General features: G+C 63.5%; 25 protein-coding genes. 12 read left to right on the forward strand and 13 right to left on the reverse strand.

Annotated features, from left to right (window positions below; genetic code table 11):
* Window positions 1-84: 84 nt before the first annotated feature.
* The gene (locus tag ABI582_RS02385; protein WP_338746840.1) at window positions 85-582 is read right to left on the reverse strand and encodes a GNAT family N-acetyltransferase; all 498 of its coding nucleotides are present in this window, start codon (window positions 580-582) and stop codon (window positions 85-87) included.
* 130 nt (window positions 583-712) lie between these two features.
* On the opposite strand from ABI582_RS02385, the gene ABI582_RS02390 reads away from it, so the two are divergent.
* From ABI582_RS02390 to ABI582_RS02420, 7 genes are all read left to right on the forward strand, one after another.
* A complete protein-coding gene (locus ABI582_RS02390; protein ID WP_338746839.1) occupies window positions 713-1,192 on the forward strand; it encodes a hypothetical protein in 480 nt (159 codons plus the stop codon).
* Window positions 1,193-1,254: 62 nt separating this feature from the next.
* The gene (locus ABI582_RS02395; RefSeq protein ID WP_442118293.1) at window positions 1,255-2,826 is read left to right on the forward strand and encodes a sensor domain-containing diguanylate cyclase; all 1,572 of its coding nucleotides are present in this window, start codon (window positions 1,255-1,257) and stop codon (window positions 2,824-2,826) included.
* A 128-nt stretch (window positions 2,827-2,954) separates the two neighbouring features.
* Entirely contained in the window at window positions 2,955-3,731 is a 777-nt protein-coding gene (locus tag ABI582_RS02400; protein ID WP_442118294.1) for a ParA family protein, read from the forward strand.
* Window positions 3,732-3,815: 84 nt separating this feature from the next.
* Complete coding sequence (locus ABI582_RS02405; RefSeq protein ID WP_063427050.1) at window positions 3,816-4,226, forward strand: DUF2946 family protein; 411 nt, start codon at window positions 3,816-3,818, stop codon at window positions 4,224-4,226.
* Window positions 4,227-4,293: 67 nt separating this feature from the next.
* Window positions 4,294-6,444 carry a TonB-dependent receptor gene (locus ABI582_RS02410; RefSeq protein WP_442118295.1) on the forward strand — a complete coding sequence of 717 codons (2,151 nt, stop codon included), beginning with the start codon at window positions 4,294-4,296 and terminating at the stop codon, window positions 6,442-6,444.
* A gap of 281 nt (window positions 6,445-6,725) precedes the next feature.
* A complete protein-coding gene (locus tag ABI582_RS02415) occupies window positions 6,726-7,484 on the forward strand; it encodes a hypothetical protein (protein WP_442118296.1) in 759 nt (252 codons plus the stop codon).
* 151 nt (window positions 7,485-7,635) lie between these two features.
* Window positions 7,636-8,973, forward strand: coding sequence for an MFS transporter (locus ABI582_RS02420; RefSeq protein WP_442118297.1), 1,338 nt, complete (start codon window positions 7,636-7,638; stop codon window positions 8,971-8,973).
* 133 nt (window positions 8,974-9,106) lie between these two features.
* Here ABI582_RS02420 and ABI582_RS02425 read toward each other — a convergent pair whose 3' ends face one another.
* From ABI582_RS02425 to ABI582_RS02435, 3 genes are read right to left on the reverse strand one after another with little or no spacing between them, the layout of a single operon-like run.
* Window positions 9,107-12,253, reverse strand: coding sequence for an efflux RND transporter permease subunit (locus tag ABI582_RS02425; protein WP_442118298.1), 3,147 nt, complete (start codon window positions 12,251-12,253; stop codon window positions 9,107-9,109).
* Between the two features lie 16 nt (window positions 12,254-12,269).
* A complete protein-coding gene (locus ABI582_RS02430; protein ID WP_442118299.1) occupies window positions 12,270-13,484 on the reverse strand; it encodes an efflux RND transporter periplasmic adaptor subunit in 1,215 nt (404 codons plus the stop codon).
* Window positions 13,477-14,730 (reverse strand): TolC family protein, encoded by a 1,254-nt coding sequence (locus tag ABI582_RS02435; RefSeq protein WP_442118300.1) that lies wholly within the window; start codon window positions 14,728-14,730, stop codon window positions 13,477-13,479. The genes ABI582_RS02430 and ABI582_RS02435 overlap by 8 nt, the downstream gene beginning before the upstream one ends.
* A gap of 327 nt (window positions 14,731-15,057) precedes the next feature.
* Between ABI582_RS02435 and aroQ the strand changes: the two genes are divergently transcribed.
* Both aroQ and ABI582_RS02445 read left to right on the forward strand, forming a co-directional pair.
* The gene (aroQ, locus tag ABI582_RS02440) at window positions 15,058-15,507 is read left to right on the forward strand and encodes a type II 3-dehydroquinate dehydratase (RefSeq protein ID WP_442118301.1); all 450 of its coding nucleotides are present in this window, start codon (window positions 15,058-15,060) and stop codon (window positions 15,505-15,507) included.
* Window positions 15,504-16,352 carry a shikimate dehydrogenase gene (locus ABI582_RS02445; RefSeq protein ID WP_041167787.1) on the forward strand — a complete coding sequence of 283 codons (849 nt, stop codon included), beginning with the start codon at window positions 15,504-15,506 and terminating at the stop codon, window positions 16,350-16,352. Before aroQ ends, ABI582_RS02445 begins: the two co-directional genes overlap by 4 nt.
* A gap of 53 nt (window positions 16,353-16,405) precedes the next feature.
* On the opposite strand, the gene ABI582_RS02450 is transcribed toward ABI582_RS02445, so the two are convergent.
* The 5 genes from ABI582_RS02450 to ABI582_RS02470 all read right to left on the reverse strand — a co-directional run bounded on the left by ABI582_RS02450 (window position 16,406) and on the right by ABI582_RS02470 (window position 18,622).
* Window positions 16,406-16,924 (reverse strand): thioredoxin family protein, encoded by a 519-nt coding sequence (locus ABI582_RS02450; protein ID WP_258657653.1) that lies wholly within the window; start codon window positions 16,922-16,924, stop codon window positions 16,406-16,408.
* Window positions 16,925-16,934: 10 nt separating this feature from the next.
* Window positions 16,935-17,210: a DUF2790 domain-containing protein gene (locus ABI582_RS02455; protein ID WP_258656361.1), complete on the reverse strand. Its 276-nt coding sequence runs from the start codon at window positions 17,208-17,210 to the stop codon at window positions 16,935-16,937.
* A 251-nt stretch (window positions 17,211-17,461) separates the two neighbouring features.
* Window positions 17,462-17,722 carry a hypothetical protein gene (locus tag ABI582_RS02460; protein ID WP_258656360.1) on the reverse strand — a complete coding sequence of 87 codons (261 nt, stop codon included), beginning with the start codon at window positions 17,720-17,722 and terminating at the stop codon, window positions 17,462-17,464.
* Between the two features lie 19 nt (window positions 17,723-17,741).
* Window positions 17,742-17,993, reverse strand: a complete 252-nt coding sequence (locus tag ABI582_RS02465) for a hypothetical protein (protein ID WP_442118302.1) — start codon at window positions 17,991-17,993, stop codon at window positions 17,742-17,744.
* Between the two features lie 455 nt (window positions 17,994-18,448).
* Entirely contained in the window at window positions 18,449-18,622 is a 174-nt protein-coding gene (locus ABI582_RS02470) for a hypothetical protein (RefSeq protein ID WP_442118303.1), read from the reverse strand.
* 273 nt (window positions 18,623-18,895) lie between these two features.
* Here ABI582_RS02470 and ABI582_RS02475 point away from each other — a divergent pair, with 273 nt between their 5' ends.
* From ABI582_RS02475 to ABI582_RS02485, 3 genes are all read left to right on the forward strand, one after another.
* The gene (locus tag ABI582_RS02475; protein WP_019471113.1) at window positions 18,896-19,636 is read left to right on the forward strand and encodes a response regulator; all 741 of its coding nucleotides are present in this window, start codon (window positions 18,896-18,898) and stop codon (window positions 19,634-19,636) included.
* Window positions 19,633-20,919 (forward strand): sensor histidine kinase, encoded by a 1,287-nt coding sequence (locus ABI582_RS02480; protein ID WP_442118304.1) that lies wholly within the window; start codon window positions 19,633-19,635, stop codon window positions 20,917-20,919. The genes ABI582_RS02475 and ABI582_RS02480 overlap by 4 nt, the downstream gene beginning before the upstream one ends.
* Before the next feature lie 112 nt (window positions 20,920-21,031).
* Window positions 21,032-21,514, forward strand: coding sequence for an HvfX family Cu-binding RiPP maturation protein (locus ABI582_RS02485; RefSeq protein ID WP_442118305.1), 483 nt, complete (start codon window positions 21,032-21,034; stop codon window positions 21,512-21,514).
* A gap of 34 nt (window positions 21,515-21,548) precedes the next feature.
* On the opposite strand, the gene ABI582_RS02490 is transcribed toward ABI582_RS02485, so the two are convergent.
* The 4 genes from ABI582_RS02490 to ABI582_RS02505 all read right to left on the reverse strand — a co-directional run bounded on the left by ABI582_RS02490 (window position 21,549) and on the right by ABI582_RS02505 (window position 24,309).
* A complete protein-coding gene (locus tag ABI582_RS02490) occupies window positions 21,549-22,247 on the reverse strand; it encodes an HvfC family RiPP maturation protein (RefSeq protein WP_338746825.1) in 699 nt (232 codons plus the stop codon).
* The gene (locus ABI582_RS02495; protein ID WP_442118306.1) at window positions 22,240-23,073 is read right to left on the reverse strand and encodes an HvfB family MNIO-type RiPP peptide maturase; all 834 of its coding nucleotides are present in this window, start codon (window positions 23,071-23,073) and stop codon (window positions 22,240-22,242) included. Before ABI582_RS02495 ends, ABI582_RS02490 begins: the two co-directional genes overlap by 8 nt.
* A 74-nt stretch (window positions 23,074-23,147) precedes the next feature.
* Window positions 23,148-23,588, reverse strand: a complete 441-nt coding sequence (locus tag ABI582_RS02500) for an HvfA family oxazolone/thioamide-modified RiPP metallophore (protein ID WP_442118307.1) — start codon at window positions 23,586-23,588, stop codon at window positions 23,148-23,150.
* 160 nt (window positions 23,589-23,748) lie between these two features.
* The gene (locus ABI582_RS02505; protein ID WP_442118308.1) at window positions 23,749-24,309 is read right to left on the reverse strand and encodes a DUF4174 domain-containing protein; all 561 of its coding nucleotides are present in this window, start codon (window positions 24,307-24,309) and stop codon (window positions 23,749-23,751) included.
* Window positions 24,310-24,380: the final 71 nt, after the last annotated feature.

Raw genomic sequence — 24,380 nt, forward strand, 5'->3', positions numbered from 1 at the left:
ACGGGGAAGGTATGTAAGCCGGGCCAGTTTGGATATGAACGCGTCGATCACGCCCAAAGCGCCGCTGTAGGCGCTTTCCCACATTCAGGGCAATTGCAAGTGCATGTGCGTGGTTTGCCAGACCGGGTCTTGCTCCACATTCACCACCGCAAACCCTTGCCGCTCCCAGAACGCAATCGCACCTGGCAGAAACGGATGCGTATGCAGGTACAGGCAGTCGATACCTGCCTGCTCTGCCCGCTCGCGCAATGCGCCGAACAACGCGGCAGCCAGGCCATGTCTGCGGTAGGCTGGCAGCACGAACAGGCGCACCACCTCGACTACGCGCCCAGCGTGATAATCAAGCTGGGCAAAGCGGTGGTCATAGGGCACGTAGCCGATCACCGCGACGAGCCGCCCGTCATCACGCGCCTCAAGGAAACACCCGGCGCCATCGAGGTAAGTCTCGGCAAAATGCGCAAGGTCGTGCGGCAATGGCGCTTTTGCAAGCATCGGAAACAGCTCGCGACGAGCGTTATCGACAAACGCCACGACTTCGGCAATGGCGACGCGCGCCACAGGTTGCAAGGTCCAGTTCGGCATTGGGCTGTTGGCAGTGGTCGGAGGGCAAGGTTCTACCCCAGTGTGCCGTTCAAGGCAAATTACAAAGCTCGTCGTGGCCAGGCGGACATCGGTATAATCGGCAGTCTTCACTGCCCGACCAGGCCACGCCATGCCTCGCTTCCAGAAGTTGCTGTTGCCCCTGCTGCTGACTGCCGCCCTCACCGCCTGCGACCAGAAGCCCTCTCGTGAAGATCAGATTCTCGCTCAGTTACCGCTGCAGGATGCCTATACCCACAACATCGAGCGCATGGCCGCGCTGCTCGGCCGCACTCACCCGCAGCTGTCGCAAGCCACCATTCAGGATGTACTGCGCAAGTACCTGACCGTCGAGGACCAGCGCCGGGACCTGTTCCGGCTGTACAGCGAAAAGAACTTCAGCGACGCCGAATTTGCCACGATCGTTGCCGCCACCCAGGACCCGGCCAAGGCCAGGGCGCTGGAAGACACCGAAGCGGGCAAGCGCCTGAGCGAAAAACTCACCGCGCTGATGCGCGAGACCGCTCGAGACGTCAAGGTGCAAGCGCTGGTGGAGCGGCGCATGCAGCAGGTGGAAGACGAGCTGAACGCACTGGACAGGCCTGGTTCCTGACCGCGGCGCCCCCCCCCCTAGCGCGAAAGGTCGTCGCTACTTTCAATCACCCGAGGTCAGGATTGCCACACGCCAAGCATGGATTGCGCCTGGATCTACGCACACTCATTCTGGTGCTCTGCGCACTCACAGCCCTGGTCATGCTGTGCGCCAGCTATTTCGCCAGCTACCGGGTGCAGCGCCAACTGCTGATCGACCACGCCCTGGAAGCCAACCGGGTGTATGCGATGAAGCTGGCCAGCATCACCGAAACCTTCATCGGCAACGCCCAGCAGCAGCTGGCGTTCAGCGCTGGCGTACAAGGCCGGCAGCTAAGCGACGCCCCGGCGCTGTTGGTGGAAACCGACCGTGTATTGGGCCAGAGCATGGCCTTCAATTCCACCTTCGTGATCGATGCCAACGGCGTGCTGCTGGCAGTATCTCCCGCTCCGCTGCGGCACCTGATCGGCACCCATGTCCAGTCGCCCGGCTCCCAGCAATCACTGCACGAACGCCGCCCGCTGGTTTCCACGCCCTACCTTTCGGCGGCCGACAACCTGGTGGTGGCGCTGTCGCAACCCATGTTCGACAGCAATGGTCGCTACATGGGGTATGTCGGTGGCAGCCTGTACCTGCGTGAACGCAACATCCTCAACAGCCTGCTGGGCGAACACTTCTACAAGGACGGTTCGTACCTGTATGTGGTCGACCGCAACCGCCGCCTGCTGTATCACCCCGTTAGCGAGCGGGTCGGCACAGTGGTGGAGGGCAATGCGCTGATCGACCAGCTGGCGACACTAAACAACGGTACCCGGCAACTGACCAACAGCCAGGGTGTGGAAATGCTCGCCGGGTTCGCCACTGTACCCAGCGCCGGCTGGGGCGTGGTGGCGCAGCAACCGCTGGCGCAGACGGTGACGCCACTGAACCACCTGGTCCTCAACGTGGTGGGCACTTCTGCGCCCCTGGCGCTGGTGGGCTGCCTGCTGCTGTGGTGGCTGGCCATAACCATCGCCCGGCCGCTGTGGCAACTGGCTGCCGGTGCCCGCTCGATGGACCGTGCAGGCACCGCCGAGCGTTTGCATAGCGTGCGGGCGTGGTACTTCGAGGCGGCCGAGCTCAAGCGCGCGCTGTTATTCGGGCTGAACCTGCTGCAGGAGCGCATCGGCCGGCTCAACCGTGACGCCCAGACCGACCCGCTGACCGGCCTGGGCAACCGCCGCAGCCTGGAATTCAGCCTGTCATTGCTGGAAGCCGAAGGCCGGGCCTTTGCGGCCATCGTACTGGACATCGACCATTTCAAACGGGTCAATGACAACCATGGGCACGAGGTGGGCGACCAGGTGCTGCGTAGGCTGGCAGAGTTGATGCGCCGCTGCTGCCGCGAAGGCGACCTGCTGTGCCGCACCGGCGGCGAGGAATTCTTGATGCTGCTGCCGGGTGCCAGCCTGGACGTGGCCGCCGTGGTGGCCGAACGGCTGCGGGTCACGGTGCAGGATACGCCCGTGCAGCCGGTGGGCGCGGTGACGGTTTCGCTGGGGGTGGCCCGCTGGGATGGCGAGGCTGGCAGCGAGCCCGTGGAAGCATTGAGCGAGGCGGACCGGGCGCTTTATCAGGCCAAGCAGGAGGGGCGTAACCGGGTAGCTATTGCCTGAACCGGCCTCTGCGCAGGTACAGCCAACGATGAAAGTGATTGTTGTAACAATCTTTGTCATAAAACTGTCTTGTTGCGGTCATAGGATTGACCCCAACCTGACATTTTTATTTCATGGATGAGCGTCTCATGCGTCGTGTGGTTTTCAATCAGAAAGGTGGCGTCGGTAAGTCCAGCATCGCCTGCAACCTCGCCGCTGCCAGTGCCGCCGAGGGGTATCGGACCTTGCTGGTCGACCTCGACCCGCAGGCCAATGCCACCTACTACCTGACCGGCCTGGTCAACGACGCCATTCCTGCCGGCATCGCCGATTTCTTCCGCCAGACCCTGTCACCGGTCACAGCGGCCGGCAAGAAGCACCGGGTGGCGATCACCGAAACCCGCTACAGCAACCTGCACCTGGTCACCGCCAGCCCCGACCTCAGCGACCTGCAAAGCAAGCTGGAGAGCAAGTTCAAGATCAACAAGCTGCGCAAGCTGCTGGTGGAACTGGGCGAGGACTACGAGCGGATCTACATCGACACCCCGCCAGCGCTCAATTTTTACACCTTTAGCGCGCTGGTGGCGGCAGAGCGCCTGCTGATCCCGTTCGACTGCGACAGCTTCTCACGCCAAGCCCTGCACAGTGTGTTGGCCGAGGTGGAGGAACTGCGCCAGGACCACAACCCGGCGTTGCAGGTAGAGGGTGTGGTGGTCAACCAGTTCGCCGGGCGCACCGCCCTGCACCAGACCCTGGTCGACCAGTTGCGCAGCGAAGGCATGCCCGTGCTGCCGGTGTACCTGAGCAGTTCGATCAAGATGCGTGAATCGCACCAGGCATCGGTGCCGTTGGTGCACCTGGCGCCACGGCACAAGTTGGCGATGGAGTTTGTCGATTTGCTGGATGTGCTGGAGCGGGCGGCCTGACAGAACCGGGGGGCGCTCTGCGCCCCAAAAAACTTGCAGTAAAAGCACTACCCGACCGTTCATCCGGATGGTAGATTCGCCGCCATGAAAACCACCCGGCACACTCGCACGCTGACTGCCTGGACGCTCTATGCCAGCGTCCTGTTCAGCCTGTTGCTGTGCGGCCTACACCATGGCCAGATGGGTGGCCTGCGCCTGGCCGGCCTTGAAGGCGGCTTCTGCTCGGTCAACAGCGAACACGGCGTAGCCATCGACCTGGACGGTGCTGGCGGTGACCAGCACATGGCCCAGCTCGACTGCCCGGTGTGCTCCTCGTTTGGCCTGGCCGTACCGCTCAGCAGCGGCGGCTGGTCATTCACCCCCGCGCAAGCCGTGGCCACCTCGCCAATCGTGGTGCGCAGCTGGGCACAACCGCCACCGCGCTACCAACGCCCCGCCCTCAACCCCCGCGCCTCCCCCGCCGCCTTCCCCGCAGCCGTATTTCATTTCGCCTGACCCAGCCGGGCGCGCCTGCGTGCGCGCTCGCCGTCAGCCATGACCTTTGCGTGGAAGACAAACAAACATGCTTCGCAAGACCTCCCTGGTGCTCCTCATGGGCACCTGCAGCTTTGCCTGCGCCGAAACCGCCCCTGTGGAACTCGGCGCCACCACTATTGACGGCGAACGTGACGCCGCCAGCGGCGTGCAGCTGGACGAGCCGATCCGAACCGGTTCGCGCCTTGGCCTGACCGCGCGGGAAACGCCCGCCTCGGTCAGCGTCTCGGACCGCCGCCTGATCGAAGAGCGCGGCGCCAAGGACAGCCAGGACGTGGTCAACGCCATGACCGGCGTCAACGCCTCCGCCAACCCAGGCTTTGGCGGCTTCGTCGCCTACCGCGGCTTTACCCAGAACCAGGTCACCCAGTTGTACAACGGCATCAACCTGGGCTACAGCAGTGCCACCCGGCCAGTGGACGCCTGGGTACTCGACCGTGTCGAGCTGATTGGCGGGCCGTCCTCGTTCCTGCATGGCGCGGGCGCAGTGGGCGGCTCGATCAACTACATCACCAAGCTCGCCAGCCGCGACCAGCAGACCCTCGATGGGCGTATCCGCTATGGCAGTTTCGACGACAGCGAAGTGGCGTTCGGTATCAACCAGGCGCTGGCCAGCAACCCCGCCGATGCCAACCATTTCATGCGCCTGGACTTCAGCCGCGGACATGGCAACGGCTACGTCGACCGCAACGAACGGCACACCGACAGCCTGGCCTTTTCGCTGCTCAGCGACCTGGCACCCAACCTCACCCACACACTGGCGCTGGAGTACCAGGAAGACCGCGAAGACAGCCCCTACTGGGGCTCACCGATCCTGCCCGGGCGCAGCACGATGAAGATCGACAACAGCCGCCGCTTCGAAAACTACAACGTAGCCGACGGCCGCTATGAGCAACGGGTGCGCTGGCTACGCTCGATCCTCGACTACCAGATCAGCGACAGCACCAGCGTGCAGAACACGCTGTACCTCTACAACGCCCAGCGCGATTACCGCAACCTTGAACGCTACGCCTATACCAGCGATGGCAAGGTGCAGCGCAGCAGCCCTTACCTGCAGCGTCACGACCAGAACCTGCTGGGCGACCGCATCGAGTTGCGCCACGATAACCAGCTGCTCGGCCTGGCCAGCCAATGGTCGCTGGGGCTTGAGTACTCGCGCATGCGCCAGACGCTCTACCCCACCTCCGCCAGCTGGAGTGACGTGGTCGATGCCGAGCACTTCGACCCCGGCAGCTTCGATGACATCCCCGGGGTGAATGCCGGCCTGACCAAGCAACGCCACCACGAGGTCATCAACCGCGCAGTGTTCGCCGAAAACCGCTTGCAGCTGACCGAGCGCCTCGCCCTGCTGACCGCCCTGCGCTACGACTACCTGGACATGGAGGTCACCAACTACGGCGCAGTCTCCCCCACCTCGCCGGCCTATTTCGAACGGCGCTGGGAACCGCTGTCCGGGCGCATTGGCCTGACCTATACGTTGACACCTTCGGCCAGCCTGTACGCGCAATACAGCACCTCCGCCGACCTGCCCGCCGGTTCGCTGGCAGCAGCGACCTACTCCAACGTCGGGCTATTCGACCTGTCCAAGGGCGAACAGTGGGAAGTGGGCAGCAAGTTCGACTTCCTCGACGGGCGCGGTGCCGCCACGCTGGCGCTGTACCAGATCGTGCGCAAGGACTTTGCCGTGCGCGACTCGAACGACGCCAACCTCACAGTCCAGGCCGGGCAGCAGACTTCACGCGGTGTCGAACTGTCCGGGCGCCTGCAGGTAACGCCAAAACTGCTGGCCGAGGCCAACTATGCCTATGTCGATGCGCAGTACGATGAGTTCAACGAGGCGGTCAACGGCCTATCGGTTTCACGCAAGGGCAATGCACCGACCAACGTACCGGCCAATGTCGCCAACCTGTGGCTGACCTACAGCGTGTCGTCGGCATGGTCGGTGGGCGCGGACGGGCGCTACGTGGGCTCGGTGTATGCCGACAACGCCAACAGCCTCAAGGCCCCGGCCTACACCCTGTTCGGCGCGTTCGCCCGTTACCGGCTGGATGAGCACACCACGCTGACCGGGCGGGTGCGCAACCTGACCGATGAGGTATATGCCAAGCAGGCCTACAACAGCCAGTACTACATGGGGCCGCCACGCACCTTCGAGCTGGCACTGGACATGCGCTTCTAACCTTCAGCTCGGTTACCCACTCTCGGCAGCGGGCCCAACACCTGTAGGAGCAGCCTTGTGCTGCGAAGAGGCCATTGCAGCACAAGGTGATATTCAGCCCTTCCGGCCTCTTCGCAGCACAAGGCTGCTCCTACCGGGTGAGTGGTAGCTTGAGTGATGGGGGAGAATAGTCGGTCCCACATTTCTCCATACAAACCACACACAGTCCTCACGCATTTCGCGTGATAATTTCTTGTCACCGCCGGCATGAGGGCCGGCTCTATCACATCAAGGAAGTTTCTGTGTTCAGATCGTTGTCTCCGGCAATCGTGGCCGCCGCACTCATCGCCTTGGCAGGTTGCCAGAACCGGCCGCCCCCCGAGGCGGACAAGCAGGCGCGCCAGACCTTCGTCAGCCACATGCAGCAAGCCCTGAAGCTGGGCATCGCCACAGCAGACACGGACAAGCAGGTCGGCGTGGTCATGCTGGATGTCAAACTCGACCAGCATTCCGCGCCCATCAGCTGCAAAGCCAGCAAGGCACCGACGAAGTACGAAAAGGTGCTGCCTGCCGACCTGGTCCGCTCGGACTTCCCGGCGTTGGCCAGCATGGTCGAGGCGCAATGCTGGAAGACCATCTATCCCGTGGTGCCCAAGTCGATGCGCGACGAGGACGGCACGGTGGCAATACGTGCGCCGCTGTTCGTGGACCTGCCCGCTGCCGCCCAGGCGCCGGATACCCCAAGGCGCCAGGCCAACGCACAACGTGAATTTTTCTGGCAGCACCTGTTCCGCGACCAGCCGGTAAACAGCATCGGCAGGGCATCGCTCTATTATGAGGCGAATGCGCAGGGCAAGGTCCAAGGCTGCCTGGTACAAATCTATCCCCACCCGAACCGGCCGGATGACTTTCGTCTCGATGGCAAGCTGCAAGCCGAACTCAACAGCCGCTGCATGGTGCTGGACCTGAGCAGCCTGCCAGGCTTCAAGGCTGACATGCACGGCAAAGCCAAAGGCTACAGCGAACTGGAATACGCCCCATGGAAGGTCGGCCGGCTGTAAACCGTTACACCGGTTGAATCAGGTATCCCGAGGTCGCCCTCGACAAAGCACCGGCCTGCGCCCGGTTATCTACTGGCAAGCACAACAATGATGGCGCGGCCCGACCGCGCCACTTTCATCATGGCTGCCAATGGAACCGGAGAGCACCCGCATGTCCGCACCTCATGAGGTATCCCCCGCCACCCTGCGCAGGGTGATCGCCGCCTCGGCCATCGGCAATTTCGTCGAATGGTTCGACTTCGCCGTGTATGGCTTTCTCGCCACACTGATCGCCAGCCAGTTCTTTGCCAGCGAAGACGCCAGCGTGGCTTTGCTCAAGACTTTCGCGGTGTTCGCCGTGGCCTTCGCCCTTCGCCCGCTGGGCGGGATCGTATTCGGCGCGCTGGGAGACCGTCTGGGGCGCAAGCGCATCCTGTCGCTGACCATCCTCTTGATGGCCGGCTCCACCACCCTGATCGGCCTGCTGCCGACCTACGCCAGCATTGGCCTGGCAGCCCCCGTGCTGCTTACCCTGGCGCGCTGCCTGCAGGGTTTTTCCGCCGGTGGCGAGTACGCGGGGGCCTGCGCCTACCTGATGGAGCACGCGCCCAACGACAGGCGGGCCTTCTACGGCAGCTTCGTGCCGGTCTCGACCTTTTCCGCCTTCGCCTGCGCCGCTGTGATCGCCTATGGGCTGGAAGCCAGCCTGTCGGCCGAGGCGATGAATGCCTGGGGCTGGCGCGTTCCGTTCCTGATCGCCGCACCGCTGGGGCTGGTCGGCCTGTACCTGCGCTGGCGCATGGAAGAAACCCCGGCATTTCGCGAAGCCGTCGCCCAAGGCAAGGCGCATGAGCATTCGCCGCTCAAACACACCCTGCGTCACCATGGCCGGGTCATTCGCAACCTGGGGGCTTTCATCTCGCTGACCGCGCTGTCGTTCTACATGTTCACCACCTACTTCGCCACGTACCTGCAACTGGTGGGCAACCTGACCCGCGCGCAGTCGCTGCTGGTGACCACCGTGGCGCTGCTGTTTGCCGCTGTCGGCTGCCCGCTGGCCGGGGCGTTCTCGGACCGGGTGGGGCGGCGCAAGACCATTGGCTTTACCTGCCTGTGGGTGATGCTGTGCGTGTTCCCGGCGTACTGGCTGGCCAGCTCGGGCTCGATGTCCGGTGCGCTGCTGGGGGTGATCCTGCTGGCGGTGGGGGCCTTGTGCAGTGGCGTGGTGACCGCAGCGTTGCTGTCAGAGAGCTTCCCCACCCGCACCCGCTATACCGCTTCGGCGATTACCTACAACGTGGCCTATACGCTGTTTGGCGGTACTGCGCCGCTGGTGGCGACCTGGCTGATCGGGCAGACCGGCAGCAGCCTGGCACCGGCGTTTTACCTGGTGGTTATTGCGCTGGTGGCGTTGGTGGGCGGGTTGGCGTTGCCGGAGACTTCGCGGATTTCGTTGCATGATGAGGTGGGAGGGGACCGCGTGCAGCCTGGAGCTCGTAGTACCGTTTGATATCTTGGGGCTGCTTTGCAGCCCTTTCGCGGCACAAGGCCGCTCCTACAGGGACCGTGTCAGCCAGGGGATGACGCGGACCCTGTAGGAGCGGCCTTGTGCCGCAAAAGGGCCGCAAAGCGGCCCCAAATTATCAGCCCTCCTGCTGCTCTTCGCGCCGATACGCCCACTGATACAACGCCGGCAACACCAGCAACGTCAACGCGGTAGAAGACAGAATCCCGCCAATCACCACCGTCGCCAACGGCCGCTGCACCTCCGCCCCGGTCCCGGTAGCCAAGGCCATCGGAATGAACCCTAGCGAAGCCACCAGCGCCGTCATCAGCACCGGCCGCAAGCGCGTCAGCGCGCCCTCTTCCACTGCCACCCGCAGTGGCCGCCCTTGTTCGCGCAGGCCACGGATAAAGGCAATCATCACCAGCCCGTTGAGCACCGCCACCCCCGACAGGGCAATGAACCCCACGCCAGCAGAAATGGACAACGGAATGTCCCGCAGCCACAGCGCCAGCACCCCGCCAGTCAGGGCAAACGGAATCCCGGTGAACACCAGCAGGCCATCCCTGAGGTTGTTGAACATCATCAGCAACAGCGCCATGACCAGCAGCAGGGCCACCGGCACCACCACCTGCAGGCGCTCGGTTGCCGATTGCAGCTGTTCGAACTGGCCACCCCAGCGCGTCCAGTAACCCGGCGGAATCTGCACCTGCTGGATCAGCGTCTGCTCGGCATCCTCCACAAACGAGCCCAGGTCACGCCCCCGTACGTTGGCACTGACCACCACCACCCGCTTGCCATCCTCGCGGCTGACCTGGTTAGGCCCCAGTTGCAGGTTCAACGTGGCCACCTGGGACAGCGGGATAAAGCCAATTTGCGCAGCGCCCACGGCAGCACTGGCCGGTACCGGGATCAGCAGGCTGGAAAGCCCGTCCACATCCGTGCGCAAGGTTTCCGGCAAGCGCACCACCATGTCGAAGCGCCGGTCACCTTCATACAACGTGCCCGCGGTGCGGCCACCCACGGCAATGGCGATGGCGTCCTGCACGTCACCCACGTTCAGTCCATGCCGGGCCGCCTTGTCGCGGTCGATGTCGATGGTCAGCACCGGCAGGCCGGTGGTCTGCTCGACCTTCACCTCGGACGCACCCGCTACACCTTGCAGGCTGCTGGCGATCTGCGCGGCGGTGCGGTTGAGCACGTCCATGTCATCACCGAACAACTTCACCGCCACATCGCTGCGCACGCCGGAAATCAGCTCGTTGAAGCGCAACTGGATCGGCTGCGACAGCTCGTAGTTGCTGCCCGGCACGCTGGCGGCAGCACGCTGTACCTCGGCGATCAGTTCGTCACGCGGCTTGCCTGGGTCTACCCACTGCTCACGCGGGCGCAACATCACATAGGCGTCGGAGATGTTCGGTGGCATCGGGTCGGAGGCGATTTCGGCAGTACCGGTACGGGCGAACACCCGCTCCACTTCCGGCACCTGGGCGATGATCGCCTGCTCCAGGCGCTGCTGCATGTCGACCGACTGCGTCAGGCTGGTACCCGGCACGCGCAGGGCCTGCAAGGCAAAGTCGCCCTCGCTGAGGCTGGGGATGAACTCACTGCCCATGCGGCTGGCCATGACCCCGGACAGCACCACCAGGGTAGCCGCAGCGGCAAACGCCAGCTTGCGCCGGCCCAGCACCCAGGCCAGCACCGGGGCATAGCGCTGACGCGCCGTGCGCATCACCAGGCCTTCCTCTTCCTTGACCTTGCCGGTGACGAACAGGGCGATGGCCGCCGGCACGAACGTGACCGAAAGAATCATGGCGCCGAGCAGGGCCATGACCACGGTAAAGGCCATGGGGTGGAACATCTTGCCCTCGACCCCGGTCAGGGCAAAGATCGGCAGGTACACCACCATGATGATCAACTGCCCGTAGATCAGCGGCCGACGTGCCTCACGGGCGGCGGCGAACACTTCATGGAAGCGCTCGCTGCGGGTCAGCATGCGGCCGTGGCGTTGCTGGGCATGGGCCAGGCGGCGGATGGCGTTTTCCACGATCACCACGGCGCCGTCGACGATGATGCCAAAGTCCAGTGCCCCCAGGCTCATCAGGTTGGCGCTGACCTTGTTGCTGAACATGCCGGTGAAGGTGAACAGCATCGACAGCGGAATGACCATGGCCGTGATGAGTGCAGCGCGGATGTTGCCCAGGAACAGGAACAGCACGGCGATGACCAGAATCGCGCCTTCGATCAGGTTCTTCTTCACCGTGGCGATGGCTTTTTCCACCAGGTTGGTGCGGTCGTACACGGTCACCGCCACCACCCCCTTGGGCAGGTTGCGGTTGATCTCGACAAGTTTGGCGGCAACGGCCTGGGACACTGTGCGGCTGTTCTCGCCAACCAGCATGAACACAGTGCCCAACACCACTTCCCGACCGTTTTCGGTGGCCGCGCCTGAGCGCAGTTCTTCGCCCAGGCCAACCTCGGCCACATGGCTGACGCGGATCGGCGTGCCGTCAACGCTGGAAATCACGATATTGGCGATGTCTTCGGCCGAGGTCACCTGGCCCGGTGCCCGGATCAGCAACTGCTCGCCATTGCGTTCGATGTAACCGGCGCCAACGTTACCGTTGTTACGCTCCAGGGCCGCGATCAGGTCGTTGAGGGTGAGCTTGTAGGCCGCCAGCCGCTTGGGCTCCGGCGCAATCAGGTACTGCTTGGCATGGCCGCCGATGCTGTTCACTTCGGCCACCCCCGGCACATTGCGCAACTGCGGCTTGATGATCCAGTCCTGGATCACCCGCAGGTCGGTCAGGGTGTACGGGTTGCCATCCTCCTTGAGTGCGCCCTGTTCGGCCTCCACGGTCCACAGAAAGATTTCGCCCAGCCCGGTGGAGATCGGCCCCATGCCCGCTTCGATCCCCTCGGGCAATTGCTCACGGGCCACTTGCAGGCGCTCGTTGACCAGCTGGCGGGCGAAGAACAGGTCGGTGCCATCATCGAAAATCACCGTGACCTGCGACAGGCCCGAACGCGACAGCGAGCGGGTCTGCTTCAAGCCAGGCAGGCCGGCCATGGCGGTCTCGATGGCGAAGGTGATGCGCTGCTCGGTCTCTAGCGGCGAGTAGCCGGGCGCGGCGGTGTTGATCTGCACCTGGACGTTGGTGATGTCCGGTACAGCGTCGATCGGCAGTTTCTGGTAGCTGTGGATACCCACCGCGGCCATCAGGACCACGGCCAGCATCACCACCAGGCGCTGCTCGATGGCAAATTGGATCAGGCGTTCGAACATGCAGGTGTCCCCGTGATCAATGGCTATGCTCGGCCGAGCCCTTGCCCAGTTCCGACTTGAGGACAAAGCTGCCGGCGGCGGCCACCTGGGTACCGGCCGCCAGGCCGCTGGTAATTTCCACGTGGCCGGCGTCGCGGCGGCCGGCCTTCACCGGGCGGGCTTCGAAGCCTTCCTCGTTGCGGGCAAACACGACAGTCTGTTCTTCCCAGGTTTGCAGGGCGCTTTCCGGCACCACCACGGCGGCATTGAAGCGCTCGACGCTGACCGCGATATTGACGAACAGCCCGGGGCGCCAGGCGCCGTTGGGGTTGGCCAGGGTGGCGCGGACCGTGGCGGCGCGGTTCTGCTCGCCGAGCAGGCTGCCGACGTAGTTGACCTTGCCTTCGACCTGAGCGCCCAGGTCCGGCGCACTGACCGTGACATTGCGGCCGGTCACCACCTTGTCCAGGTCACGCGGGGCCACGGCGAAGGTTGCCCAGACCCGGCTCAGGTCGGACAACGTGAATGCGTTGCTGGTCTCGTCGACCACCTCGCCCACGCTCAGGTGCTTTTCCACCACGACTGCATCGAACGGTGCGCGCAGCTCATAGCGGTTGCCAGCGCCGGCCGGGCCCACGGCGGCGACCTTCTGCCGGGCGTTGGCCAAGGCAATCTCGGCCTCCTGCAGTACCTGGCGCGCCTGCAGGTAATCCTGCTCGGCGCTGATGCGTTCCTGCCACAGCTGCTGTTCGCGCTGGAAGGTCAGGCGCGCCAGCTCAAGGCGGCGCTGGGCGGCCTGTTGCTCGCTGCGCAGGTCGGAAATCTGCTGGCTGGCGATCACCGCCAGGACCTGGCCGCGCTTCACCGCCTGGCCCAGTTCGGCTTGTACCGCCTCGACCACGCCGGGTACACGCGGCACCACGTGAGCAGTGCGGTCTTCGTCGAAGCGGATTTCCCCCGGGAAGCTGAAGGCGGTGCCCAACTCACGAGGGCCGGCGGCGGCCAGCTGCACGCCGGCGGCCTCGATCTGGGCGATGGACAGGTGCAACTGGCCCTCTTCTTCGCCGTGCCCTTCCTCGGCATGGCCTTCGGCCGCCTTCTCGGCACCATGGCCGTGGCTGTCTTCGCCATGGTCGTCGTGCCGGGCCTGCGCATTCGACGCCTGGCCGAGGTTGCCGGTCCAGGCCAGCCCGCCCAGGCCGAGCGCGGCCATGGCGGCGACCAGAAGGGCTATCTTGCGTGGGTTAGTCATTGTTGCTCCTGCTGTTCAAGGGGGTGCTCAGGTCATCGAGGTCGCCATAAATCCGCTCGACCTGCGCCCTGGCGTCGGTCGCCGATGCCAGAGCCTCGAGGTACAGCCCGCGGGCCTCGATCAGCGTGCGCTGGGCGTCGAGTACATCGAGGAACGCGAACTTGCCCATTTCGAAACCACGGGTGGCGGTGTCCACAGCCTGCTGCGCAGAGGGCAGGATGGTGCGGTCGTAGGCGTCCACCTCCTGCATCGCCGTGTGCCACTGGCTGACGGCGCTGCGGGTTTCGCTACGCAGGCGCAGTTCCACGGCGTTACGCAAGTCACGCGCCTGGTCGGCACGGCGTGCCGCCGCCAGCACGTTGCCCTGGTTGCGGTCGAACAGCGGCAATGGCATGGACAGGCCAACTACATTCACGCGCTCGCGGTCCTCGCGGCTGTACTGGCTACCGAGGCTGACGGTGAGGTTGGGAATACGCTGAGCCTTTTCCGACCCCAGCGACGCGTCGCCGCGCTCGACCTGGGCAGCAGCCAGGCGCCATTCGACCGTTTGTTCAACCCGGTCGAGCAACGCGTCGGCACTGGGCGCCACGCCAGGCGAAAGGTTGGCGGCCTGCAACTGGTCGAAGCTTGCCAACGGGCTCCCGGTCAGGCGTGCCAGAGCCTGGTAGGCCACACTGCGCTGGGTGTGCGCGCGGCGCACTTCAGCCTGGGCCTGGGCCAGTTGCACCTGGGCACGGGTGGCCTCCACAGGCGAGGACTGGCCAGCGGTCACCCGCCCCTGCACCACGCGCAGCCCGCGCTCGGTCAATGCCTGTGATTGCTGCGCCAGCTCCAGTGCAGTCTGCGCGCGCAAGGCGGCGTGAAACGCCTGCACCACATCGGCACGCAGGCCGTTGCGCTGGCGTTCCAGGCCAAGCTGGGCCATGGCCTGGCCGGTACCGGCCACGGCAATCCGTGCGCCACGCTTGCCGCCCAGTTCCAGCGGCTGGCTGAGGGTGACGGTGGTGGTGCTGGTGTCGCGGCGGGTGTCCTCGACCTCCCAGGAGAGCTCTGGGTTGGGGAGCAACCCGGCCTGGCGCCGCTCGCCGTCGGCAATGCCGATTTCCCGGCCGGCTGCGGCCAGCTCCGGGTTTTGCGCAAAGGCGGCGGCCAGCGCCTGCGGCAGGCTCAGGCTCTGACTGGCCTGGGCGCTGGCGGCACTGGCCAGCAGCAGGCAGAGCAAGGCGATCTTGCGGGGGATGGGCACGAACAAATCCTCGTCGACGCGTGTAGGCGAAGGACTGTAGAAAGCCGTGCTTATCGGGGCGGTGGCGGGAAAATTACAATTCTGTAATCCAGCTGCGTTTCTCTTTGTAGGAGCAGCCTTGTGCTGCGAAGAGGCCGACAATGCCATTACATCTACTGTGGCAGTACCGGCCTCTTCGCAGCACAAGGCTGCTCCTACAGGGGGTATGTACATGCTGAGGGTTCGATAATCGCCCACTTTCCCTGTGCGGCGTTTTAGTCCAATTGACTAAACTAACCAGGCGGTACAAAACTAGGTGCATCCAACAACAACAAAGCGATGCTCGTCATGAAGCCCCTTATTCTCGTGCTCAACGGCCCCAACCTGAACATGCTGGGTACCCGCGAGCCTGCCCAATACGGCCACGAAACCCTTGCTGACCTGGCCCAGAGCTGTGCCGATACTGCCCATGCCAACGGCCTGGAAATCGAATTCCGCCAAACCAACCACGAAGGCGAACTGATCGACTGGATCCACGCCGCCCGCGGCCGTTGCGCCGGTATCGTGATCAACCCCGGCGCCTGGACCCACACCTCAGTGGCCATCCGCGACGCCCTGGTGGCCAGCGAAGTGCCGGTCATCGAAGTGCACTTGTCCAACGTGCACAAGCGCGAGCCGTTCCGCCACCTGTCATTCGTATCGTCCATTGCCGTCGGTGTGATCTGCGGTCTGGGCAGCCATGGCTACCGCATGGCCCTCAGCCACTTCGCCGAAATGTTCCAGGAGCGCACGGCATGAGCCAGCACGCCATCCTCGCCGGCCTGATCGGGCGCGGCATCCAGCTGTCGCGCACTCCCGCCCTGCACGAACACGAAGGTGACGCTCAGGCCCTGCGCTACCTGTACCGTCTGATCGATGCCGACCAGCTGCAACTGGAGGACAGCGCCCTGCCCGGCCTGCTCGACGCCGCGCAGCACACAGGCTTCACCGGGCTGAACATCACCTACCCGTTCAAGCAGTCGATCCTGCCACTGCTCGACGAACTGTCGGACGAAGCCCGTGGCATCGGCGCGGTGAATACCGTGGTGCTCAAGGACGGCAAGCGCGTCGGCCATAACACCGACTGCCTGGGCTTTGCCGAAGGCTTGCGCCGCGGCCTGCCCGACGTGGCTCGGCGCCAGGTGGTACAGATGGGTGCCGGTGGCGCCGGTTCGGCCGTGGCCCACGCCCTGCTGGGTGAAGGGGTCGAGCAATTGGTGCTGTTCGAAGTGGATGCGGCCCGCGCGCAGGCCTTGGTAGACAACCTGAATGGCCATTTCGGCGCTGGCCGTGCCGTGCTCGGCACCGACCTGGCCGCAGCCGTGGCCGAGGCGGACGGGCTGGTCAACACCACGCCGGTCGGCATGGCCAAGCTGCCAGGCACACCGCTGCCGGTCGAGCTCCTGCATGCGGGATTATGGGTTGCGGAAATCATCTACTTCCCGCTGGAAACCGAACTGCTGCGTGCGGCTCGGGCACTGGGTTGCCGCACGCTGGATGGCAGCAACATGGCGGTGTTCCAGGCGGTAAAGGCGTTCGAGCTGTTCAGCGGGCGCCAGGCGGATGCGGCGCGGATGCAGGCGCACTTTGCCAGTTTCACCTGATAGAAAAGTGTTGGCTTCTTCGCGGCGGTTCGACGCGAAGAGGCCGGTTCAGGCTAGTCACCTTTTTCAGCCAGCAAAGCCTGTATCACCTGTTCCTGCCCGCCATAATCCCCCTCGCCAAAGTGCACATGGCGCACCTGCCCCTTGCGGTCGACAAAGTAATGCGCCGGCCAGAACTGATTGCCCCAGGCATTCCACACCTTATGGTCGTTGTCCACCGCCACCGGGTAACCGATACCCAGCCCAGCCACCTTGTTACGCAGGGTGCCCACATCGTGCTCGTAGTCGTACTCCGGCGTATGCACACCCACCACCACCAGCCCCTGGTCGGCATAGCGCCGCGCCCAGTCGTTCACATGAGGCAGGCTGCGCTGGCAATTGATGCAGTCCCAGGTCCAGAAGTCCACCAGCACCACCTTGCCCTTGAGCGCTGGCCCATCCAGCGGAGTCGAGTTGATCCACTGGCTGGCCCCCGACAGCGACGGCATCGCGCCGTAGCTGTCACGGGCCATCAGGTGGCCGGCCAAACCCAGCCCCGTCAGCGCCAGGGCAATACCACCCACCTTCAGCATCAGGCGGCGATCAATTCTCATGGCAACCGCCGGTGGCATAGGTGCGGTACTGCACGCTCTGCTGATGGCCCTTGGAGTCGAGGTAGTCCATACGGGTGTTCACCAGGCCGCAGGCGTCGCTCTGGTCGTCCTGCACCGACAGCACTTTCTTCACATCCAGGTGTTCACCGTAGCGGTACTGCATGGCACCGGCATCGGCCATGGGTGCGGTGGCGGCCTGGGCGGCAATGCCGCCAAAGCTGAGCACGGCGAACAGGCTGGCGCTGGCGAAAGTTTTGAAGTTCATGGCATCTCTCCTGTGTAACGCTTGGCAGTGGGGGGTGTTGTTCCCCGGTCGAGAGCCATTTGACGCCTGCCAAGTATCCCGTCTGTGTCACTCAACCCCGGGATGTGCGTCCGCCTGTAGCTGCATCCCTGTCGGAAAAACCTCGTGAAATCATGGAAAATCCTTCGCAAGCAGGTAGTTATAAAAAAAAGGCGCCCACTAAGGGCGCCCCGGCTGTACAAACGGATACAATAGCTGCACGTAGTGACACACTAACGTTTGTTGTCACTCACGGGTTCAACTTTATCGTGACGGCTGTACAACTCAGCCCTCGAAGCACGCTCTGTAAGCGGCCCTCTGTTTTCACCTTTGCTGGAACGCGGAGTGGATTTATTGTCGCCATCACCCGAGCAACTACCGCTTTGAACGGTTTGCTTATCTTTCATAAAAACCTCGATAGAGCCACCTGTATTAAATGGCCCATCATACTGTTCTTCAAGATGTGGAACGCTGGAAAAAGCATGCTTTGTCATGCGATCTATCAGCACAGGGTCAGTGCAGCCAGGCGCGTCTCCACGGGGTATCCGGGCCGTCCGAATGGCGGCTGAATCTCGGTGCGTTCGAGGCCAAAAGCTTTTCTGCAGGCACTGGCTCGGCCTCAGTAACAGGGTCAGGGTCGATGTAATCATCCCGATCATCAGTTGGAGACTGAACAAGACGATCATTGCCCAACACTTGGCGATCCTGATCAATTTCCGGATCACTCTCCGGCGAGTCCTGCCCTGTCTGGTTTTTACCGTACATAAGCACCTCTCATAGGCCCAGATATTCTGAGCTTATTGAGTATGCGCCCTGCTTGAAAACAAAAGACAGGTATCAGACCACCGGACACAATCTATCAGAAACTAACCAACAACGACCTTCTTTACGTACAGTTCCTGTATTGAACTTTCTTCATGGTCGCCACTCGTTCGCCTGGCGGGTATCGCCAGGCGCTCGTGAGGCCTTCAACAAGAGTGTAAAACTGCCTGTGAGTTGATGACGGAGCTCTTTGGGCATGATGAAAGCAAAATGCACGAGCCATGACCCGTCTCCCAGCAGAAAGCTCTCCCGGCGGTATTCGGTCACTTGTTGTTCTGAAATACCTATGCAGACGGCGATTACACCGTCGCTTGGCTCTTCGCTCACGGGCGTGCCCCTTCAAGAATGGGTTTTGAAGCGCCCGAATGGTGGTGGGTTCAGGCAGCAAAGGCAGGCCATCAAGGCTTGGCTGTACGCTCCTTGGTCCACTGAGCTTTGGCTACGCCATACGGGGTGCCGGTGACACCGCTGGCTACGTGCTGGATATGGCCGCCATGCTGGAGGAACGTTTCGATTTGCTCGCAAAGGCGTTCGTGTGCTCTTTGGGCTGCGCCGGGGTATGTCTGGTACATGTAGGCTACTCGGTAATGAGCCACTGAAATACAGTTACCCGAGGCGTCATTGTACGCGCTGTAGTGCAATCAGGCTCTGAACCAGCCCCGTACCCGGCTTTTATCGGCCAGGCGGTCGATTCCTGGCGCTGCGCGGCCTAGGCGCGAGGCGCTTCAAGCAACCCCATGCACGGTTGCCATCCCTGCCAGATACACTGCAATACAAACCCCCGCAGGCAAGCGCAAACACGCCGGGTACACTGCGCCAACCCCACTCGAACAGGAACGCTGCGCATGGAACACGTCGATCACATCCTGATCGTCGACGACGACCGCGAGATCCGCGAACTGGTCGGCAACTACCTGAAGAAGAACGGCCTGCGCACCAGCATCGTCGCCGACGGCCGGCAGATGCGCGCCTTCCTCGAAGCCAACAGCGTCGACCTGATCGTTCTCGACATCATGATGCCGGGCGACGATGGCCTGCTGCTGTGCCGCGAACTGCGCGCCGGCAAGCACCGCAACACGCCCGTGTTGATGCTGACAGCCCGCAACGATGAAACCGACCGCATCATCGGCCTGGAAATGGGCGCCGACGATTACCTCACCAAGCCGTTCTCGGCCCGCGAACTGCTGGCCCGTATCAATGCCGTGCTGCGCCGCACGCGCATGCTGCCACCCAACCTCACCATCAGCGAAAGCAGCCGCCTGCTGCGCTTCGGCCAATGGCGGCTGGACACCACCGCGCGCCACCTGCTCGACAACGAAGGCACCCTGGTGGCCCTGAGTGGCGCCGAGTACCGCCTGTTGCGGGTGTTTCTCGACCACCCGCAGCGGGTGCTCAGCCGCGAACAGCTGCTCAACCTGACCCAGGGCCGCGAAGCCGACCTGTTCGACCGCTCCATCGACCTGCTGGTCAGCCGCCTGCGCCAGCGCCTGGGCGACGACGCCCGCGAACCCAGCTGCATCAAGACCGTGCGCAGCGAAGGCTATGTGTTCTCGCTGCCGGTGCAACTGCTCGAGTCGCCGTCATGAAATGGCCACGCACCCTGGCTTCGCGCCTGGCGCTTATCTTCTTCACCGGCCTGGTGCTGGCCTACGGCTTGTCGTTTGGCCTGCAGGCCTACGAGCGCTACATCAGCAGCCGCTCGATGATGCTCAGCAACCTGGAGCAGGACGTGGCCACATCGGTGGCCATACTCGACCGCCTGCCTGCGGCCGAACGTGCGGCCTGGCTGCCGCGCCTGGAACGGCATACCTACCGCTACCGTCTCGATCAGGGCCTGGCCGGCGAGGTGATGCCCAGCAGCGACCCGCCCATGGCCGCCGAGTCGATCGTCAAGGCCATCGGCAGCGACTACCGCCTGACCTTCCAGGACATCCCCGGCCCGAACCCCCACTTCCAGGCGCACCTGAGCCTGGCCGATGGCGCACCGCTGACCATCGACGTCACCCCATCGCCGGTTCCGGTGGCCCGCTGGCTGCCCATGGTGTTGCTGATCCAGCTGGCCGTCTTGTTGCTGTGCACCTGGTTGGCCGTGCACCTGGCCATAGGCCCTCTGACCCGCCTGGCCCGCGCGGTGGACAACCTCGACCCGGACAAACCCGGCATACAGCTGGATGAAAGCGGCCCGCGCGAGGTGCGCTACGCCGCTGTGGCCTTCAACGCCCTGCAGGCGCGCATTACCGCCCACCTCAAGGAACGCATGCAGTTGCTGGCGGCCATTTCCCACGACCTGCAAACGCCGATCACACGCATGAAGCTGCGTGTCGAAGTGATGGACGAAGGGGTAGAGAAGGACAAACTGTGGAGCGACCTGGGCGAAATGGAGCACCTGGTGCGCGAAGGCGTAGCGTACGCCCGCAGCATGGATACCAGCACCGAAGCCCCGTGCAGGATCAACCTCGACGCCTTCCTCGACAGCCTGGTGTTCGACTACCAGGACAGCGGCGCGCAGGTAGAGCGCAATGGCAGCACCGGCAGCCTGCTGGAAACTCGCCCGCACGCCCTGCGCCGAGTGCTGGTTAACCTGGTGGACAATGCCCTCAAGTTTGCCGGCGCCGCCGAGCTGGAGGTGTGCCGCGAGGGCGGCATGACCGTGATCCGTGTGCTCGACAACGGGCCTGGAATTCCCGCCGACGAGCTGGATGAAGTGCTCAAGCCGTTCTACAGAGTGGAGGGTTCACGCAATCGCAGCACGGGCGGCACCGGGCTGGGGCTGGCCATTGCCCACCAGCTGATCCAGGCCATGGGGGGTCGGCTGACCCTGAGCAACCGCGACAGTGGCGGGCTGTGCGCGCGAATCGAGCTCAGCTGACAGGCGAGCGCACACCTACAATCCGGTACACAACCCCAGCACCGCCGACACACCGCAGATACCCCACCGCCACACACTCCCGGTCACACAACCATACCCGGGAGTCATCTTGATGAAAGCCTTTAACCTGACCACCTTCGACCACTTCGGCAACTGGAGCGCGGACCTGCCGTTACGGCTGTTCCTGGCCTGGGAGTTTTTCGAATCCGGGCTGGAGAAGTTCAATGGCAGCAACTGGTTTGCCGACCTGCAAGGTAGCTTTCCGTTCCCCTTCAACCTGCTGCCCGCCGAGCTGAACTGGCAACTGTCGATGTGGGCGGAACTGGTACTGCCGTTGCTGCTGTTGCTGGGCCTGGGTACCCGACTGGCGTCATTGGGCCTGATGGTGGTGACCGTCGTGGCAATAGCGGCAGTGCACTGGCCGGCGCACTGGTCGAGCCTGGCCGAACTGGCCCAGGGCTATGCCATTACCGACCAGGGCTTCGGCAATTACAAGTTGCCACTGATCTACCTGGTAGCATTGCTGCCCTTGCTGCTGACGGGGGCCGGTCGGTTCAGTCTGGATCATTGGCTCAGTGCGCGATTTCGCAGGTGAGTTGGCTGGGGCTGCCATGCAGCCCCCAAGGCCCTCAAACCGTACCGACGATGACGCCCTGCCCGCGCAACCCTTCCAGTAATGCCAGCCCCTGCTGCAACTCCCCTCCCAATGCCTCCAGCCGCGCCCGACCGGTGCCCTGCTCCAACGCCAGCAACCGATACGCCAGCGGCGCCAACCGCGCAAAGCGCACCTGCAACGCGGCATCGCGATAAACCAGCAGCAAGGTTGGCGTCTCTGGCGCAACCGTTGGCTGATAGTCCGCCGCAATACGCTCCACCGGCCAACGATAGGCCAGCACCCGCGCCACGCAAGACAACAGCGGCTCCCCGTTCAGCAGGTCGCCAGCAGGGTCATGCACCGGGTCCTCGGCATCGCTCAGGTAGAGCTGCGACTCGATCCACTCGTAGTGGGCCAGCTCCAACTGCCAGGGCGCATCCAGCTCGACGCTTTGCAGATAATCAACGAACGCTTCGGCAATCTTGGTAAACAAGGGGGTCTGGCTTCGGTAGCTGGCATAGAAATCACGTACCCGCGCATGCCAGCGCTGCTCGCCCAAGGCCTGGCGCATCACCGGAAAGCTCCCGGCCAGCAGGCCTTCGATGGCGCCGTAGAACAATTCACGGTAAACCTTCAGCCGCCGCGCCTCCACACCGGGCGGTGGGGCATTATGCTGTGGGTCGCGCAGGTACCGGGCCAGGGTGTATTGCTGTTCACGCAGTGTCTCATTCATGCGTTTGCCCACCCCAAACACGCTGTACAGCGCGGATACGTGCCGCCTCTGCCAACAGCTCGGCCAGTGGCGGGTAGTTGAAGTCACGTTCGAGCACCGTCGGCTGCACGCCAAAGCGCGCACAAGCGACCGCGTACAGCGCCCATACATCTTCCTTGACCGGTGCCCCATGGGTGTCGACCTTGAGGTCTGGCGCTTCATCGTAATGGCCAGCCACGTGCATGCCGGTCACCCTCGCCACAGGCAGGCCCTCAAGAAACGCCTTGGCGTCGTACCCGTGATTGCAGGCATTGACGAAGACGTTATTGACGTCCAGCAGCAGGTCGCAATCGGCCTCATCGAGTACCGCCCGGATGAATTCGAGCTCACTCATCGCCTGGTACGGTGCGGCGTAGTAGCTGATGTTTTCCACGGCAATGCGCCGTTCCAGGTGTGCTTGCGCCTGACGTATGCGCCCGGCCACATGGCGCACGGCTTCATCGGTAAACGGAATGGGCATCAGGTCGTACAGGTGCCCGTCATCACTGCAATAGCTCAAGTGCTCGCTGTACACCCGCACCTGGTGCCGATCTAAAAACTGACGGGTCTTGTCGAGAAAAACCCGGTCCAGCGGCGCACTGCCACCCAGCGACAACGACAGCCCATGGCAGGTGATGGGAAAACGCTCGGCCAGCTGGGCAAGGCCTTTGCCATAAGCACCGCCAACGGCAATCCAGTTTTCTGGTGCACATTCGAGAAAATCCACTGCACCGGCGTTCATCGCCAGCAATTCAGGCAGCAGGCCGCGGCGCAGCCCAAGCCCGGCATTCAACGTCGTAAAGTGCATAAACAGGCCTCCAACAGGCACAACGCCCCGCCTGACCAGCAGGCGGGGCGTTGCGTCATTTCAAGGTCAATGGGTCAGGGTTTGCCGGCCAGGTGGCTGAACAGCCCCTCGGGCATGGCCTTGCCGTTGGCCTGATAGATCGCCTTCAGGTGATCCGCAGCTTCCTGTTCGGAGATGAAGCCATCATGGTTGCGGTCGATCTTGTCGAAGTCACCGGCACGGTCCTTGGCCACCGCCAGAAACTCTTCCCGCGTAACCTTGCCGTCGTGGTCGCTGTCCGTCCTGGCGAACGAGGCATCGCCGCACTTGCCCTCCCCGCATTTACCTTCGCCCTGGCTAGCCTTGCCGCTGCCGCCACACTTGCCTTCGCCACATTTACCCTCGCCGGCCACTTTGGCCGATGCCAGTTGGTAACCCTGGGCCAACGGTTCAATCGCGAATGCACTGCTGGTCAAGGCCATGCTGCCGATCAGGGCGGCACCCAGCAGGCCGATGGTGTTTCGTGCTTGAGTCATGATGTAGCTCCACTGTGGTTGGAAAGTGGAGCCATTAGGCCGTTGCGCTGTGTCGTGGTTGTATCGAGCAGCCTGCGGTTTTGTAAGGGAGTGGGTCTGTTGTGCAGCCGGATACAATGCAATACAGCAGCCCCGGGTGTACCGGGGCCGATGCAGGTATTCAGTCTTCCAGCGGCTTTGGCGGCGCAGCCGGCTTTGCAGGCTTGGTTGGCTTGGCAGGCTTGCTGTCCTTGGCCTTGGTTTCCGGTGCCGCCGCTACTGGCTCAGGTGCGGCCACAGCTTTTTCGCTTGCGGGCAGTTCATCGACCGCCTTGAGAATCGCCTGCGGGTCGATGGGGTCGCCAGACTCGTCGTCCTTGAGCATGTGCCGCTCGCCGTCCTTGCCCACCAGGATCACCTTGGTGCCCTTGCTCGCGCCCAGTTTCAGTTCACGAATCAGGGCCATGGTGGTCTGTTGTTCGAGGTTCTTGTCCTCGCGCTTGCCCATCATGTTGGCGACGCTGTACAGCACCAGGTTGCGCTCCTTGAAGGCGGCCTGGGTGGCCGGGTCCTCGAGGGCCTTGTTCAATCCGCGCAAGGTTGGGTCTGCGCTGCTGGGCGCGATGACCACCAAGGGCCTGGCCTTGCCCACTTCCTTGGCCAGCGGTGCGTCACTGTCGGCCGCCAGCAGCGGGCCGGCGACAGCGAGCAAGGTAGCGAGGGTCAGTGACCGGACGAGCATGCGTATCTCCTTATTCTCTCGATAAACCAAAGACTACAGATCATGGAGAAAGATCCGACGCGGGAGCCTAA

The sequence above is a fragment of the Pseudomonas sp. SAS7 genome, assembly GCF_052112345.1.
Classification (GTDB): Bacteria; Pseudomonadota; Gammaproteobacteria; order Pseudomonadales; family Pseudomonadaceae; genus Aquipseudomonas; species Aquipseudomonas putida_Q.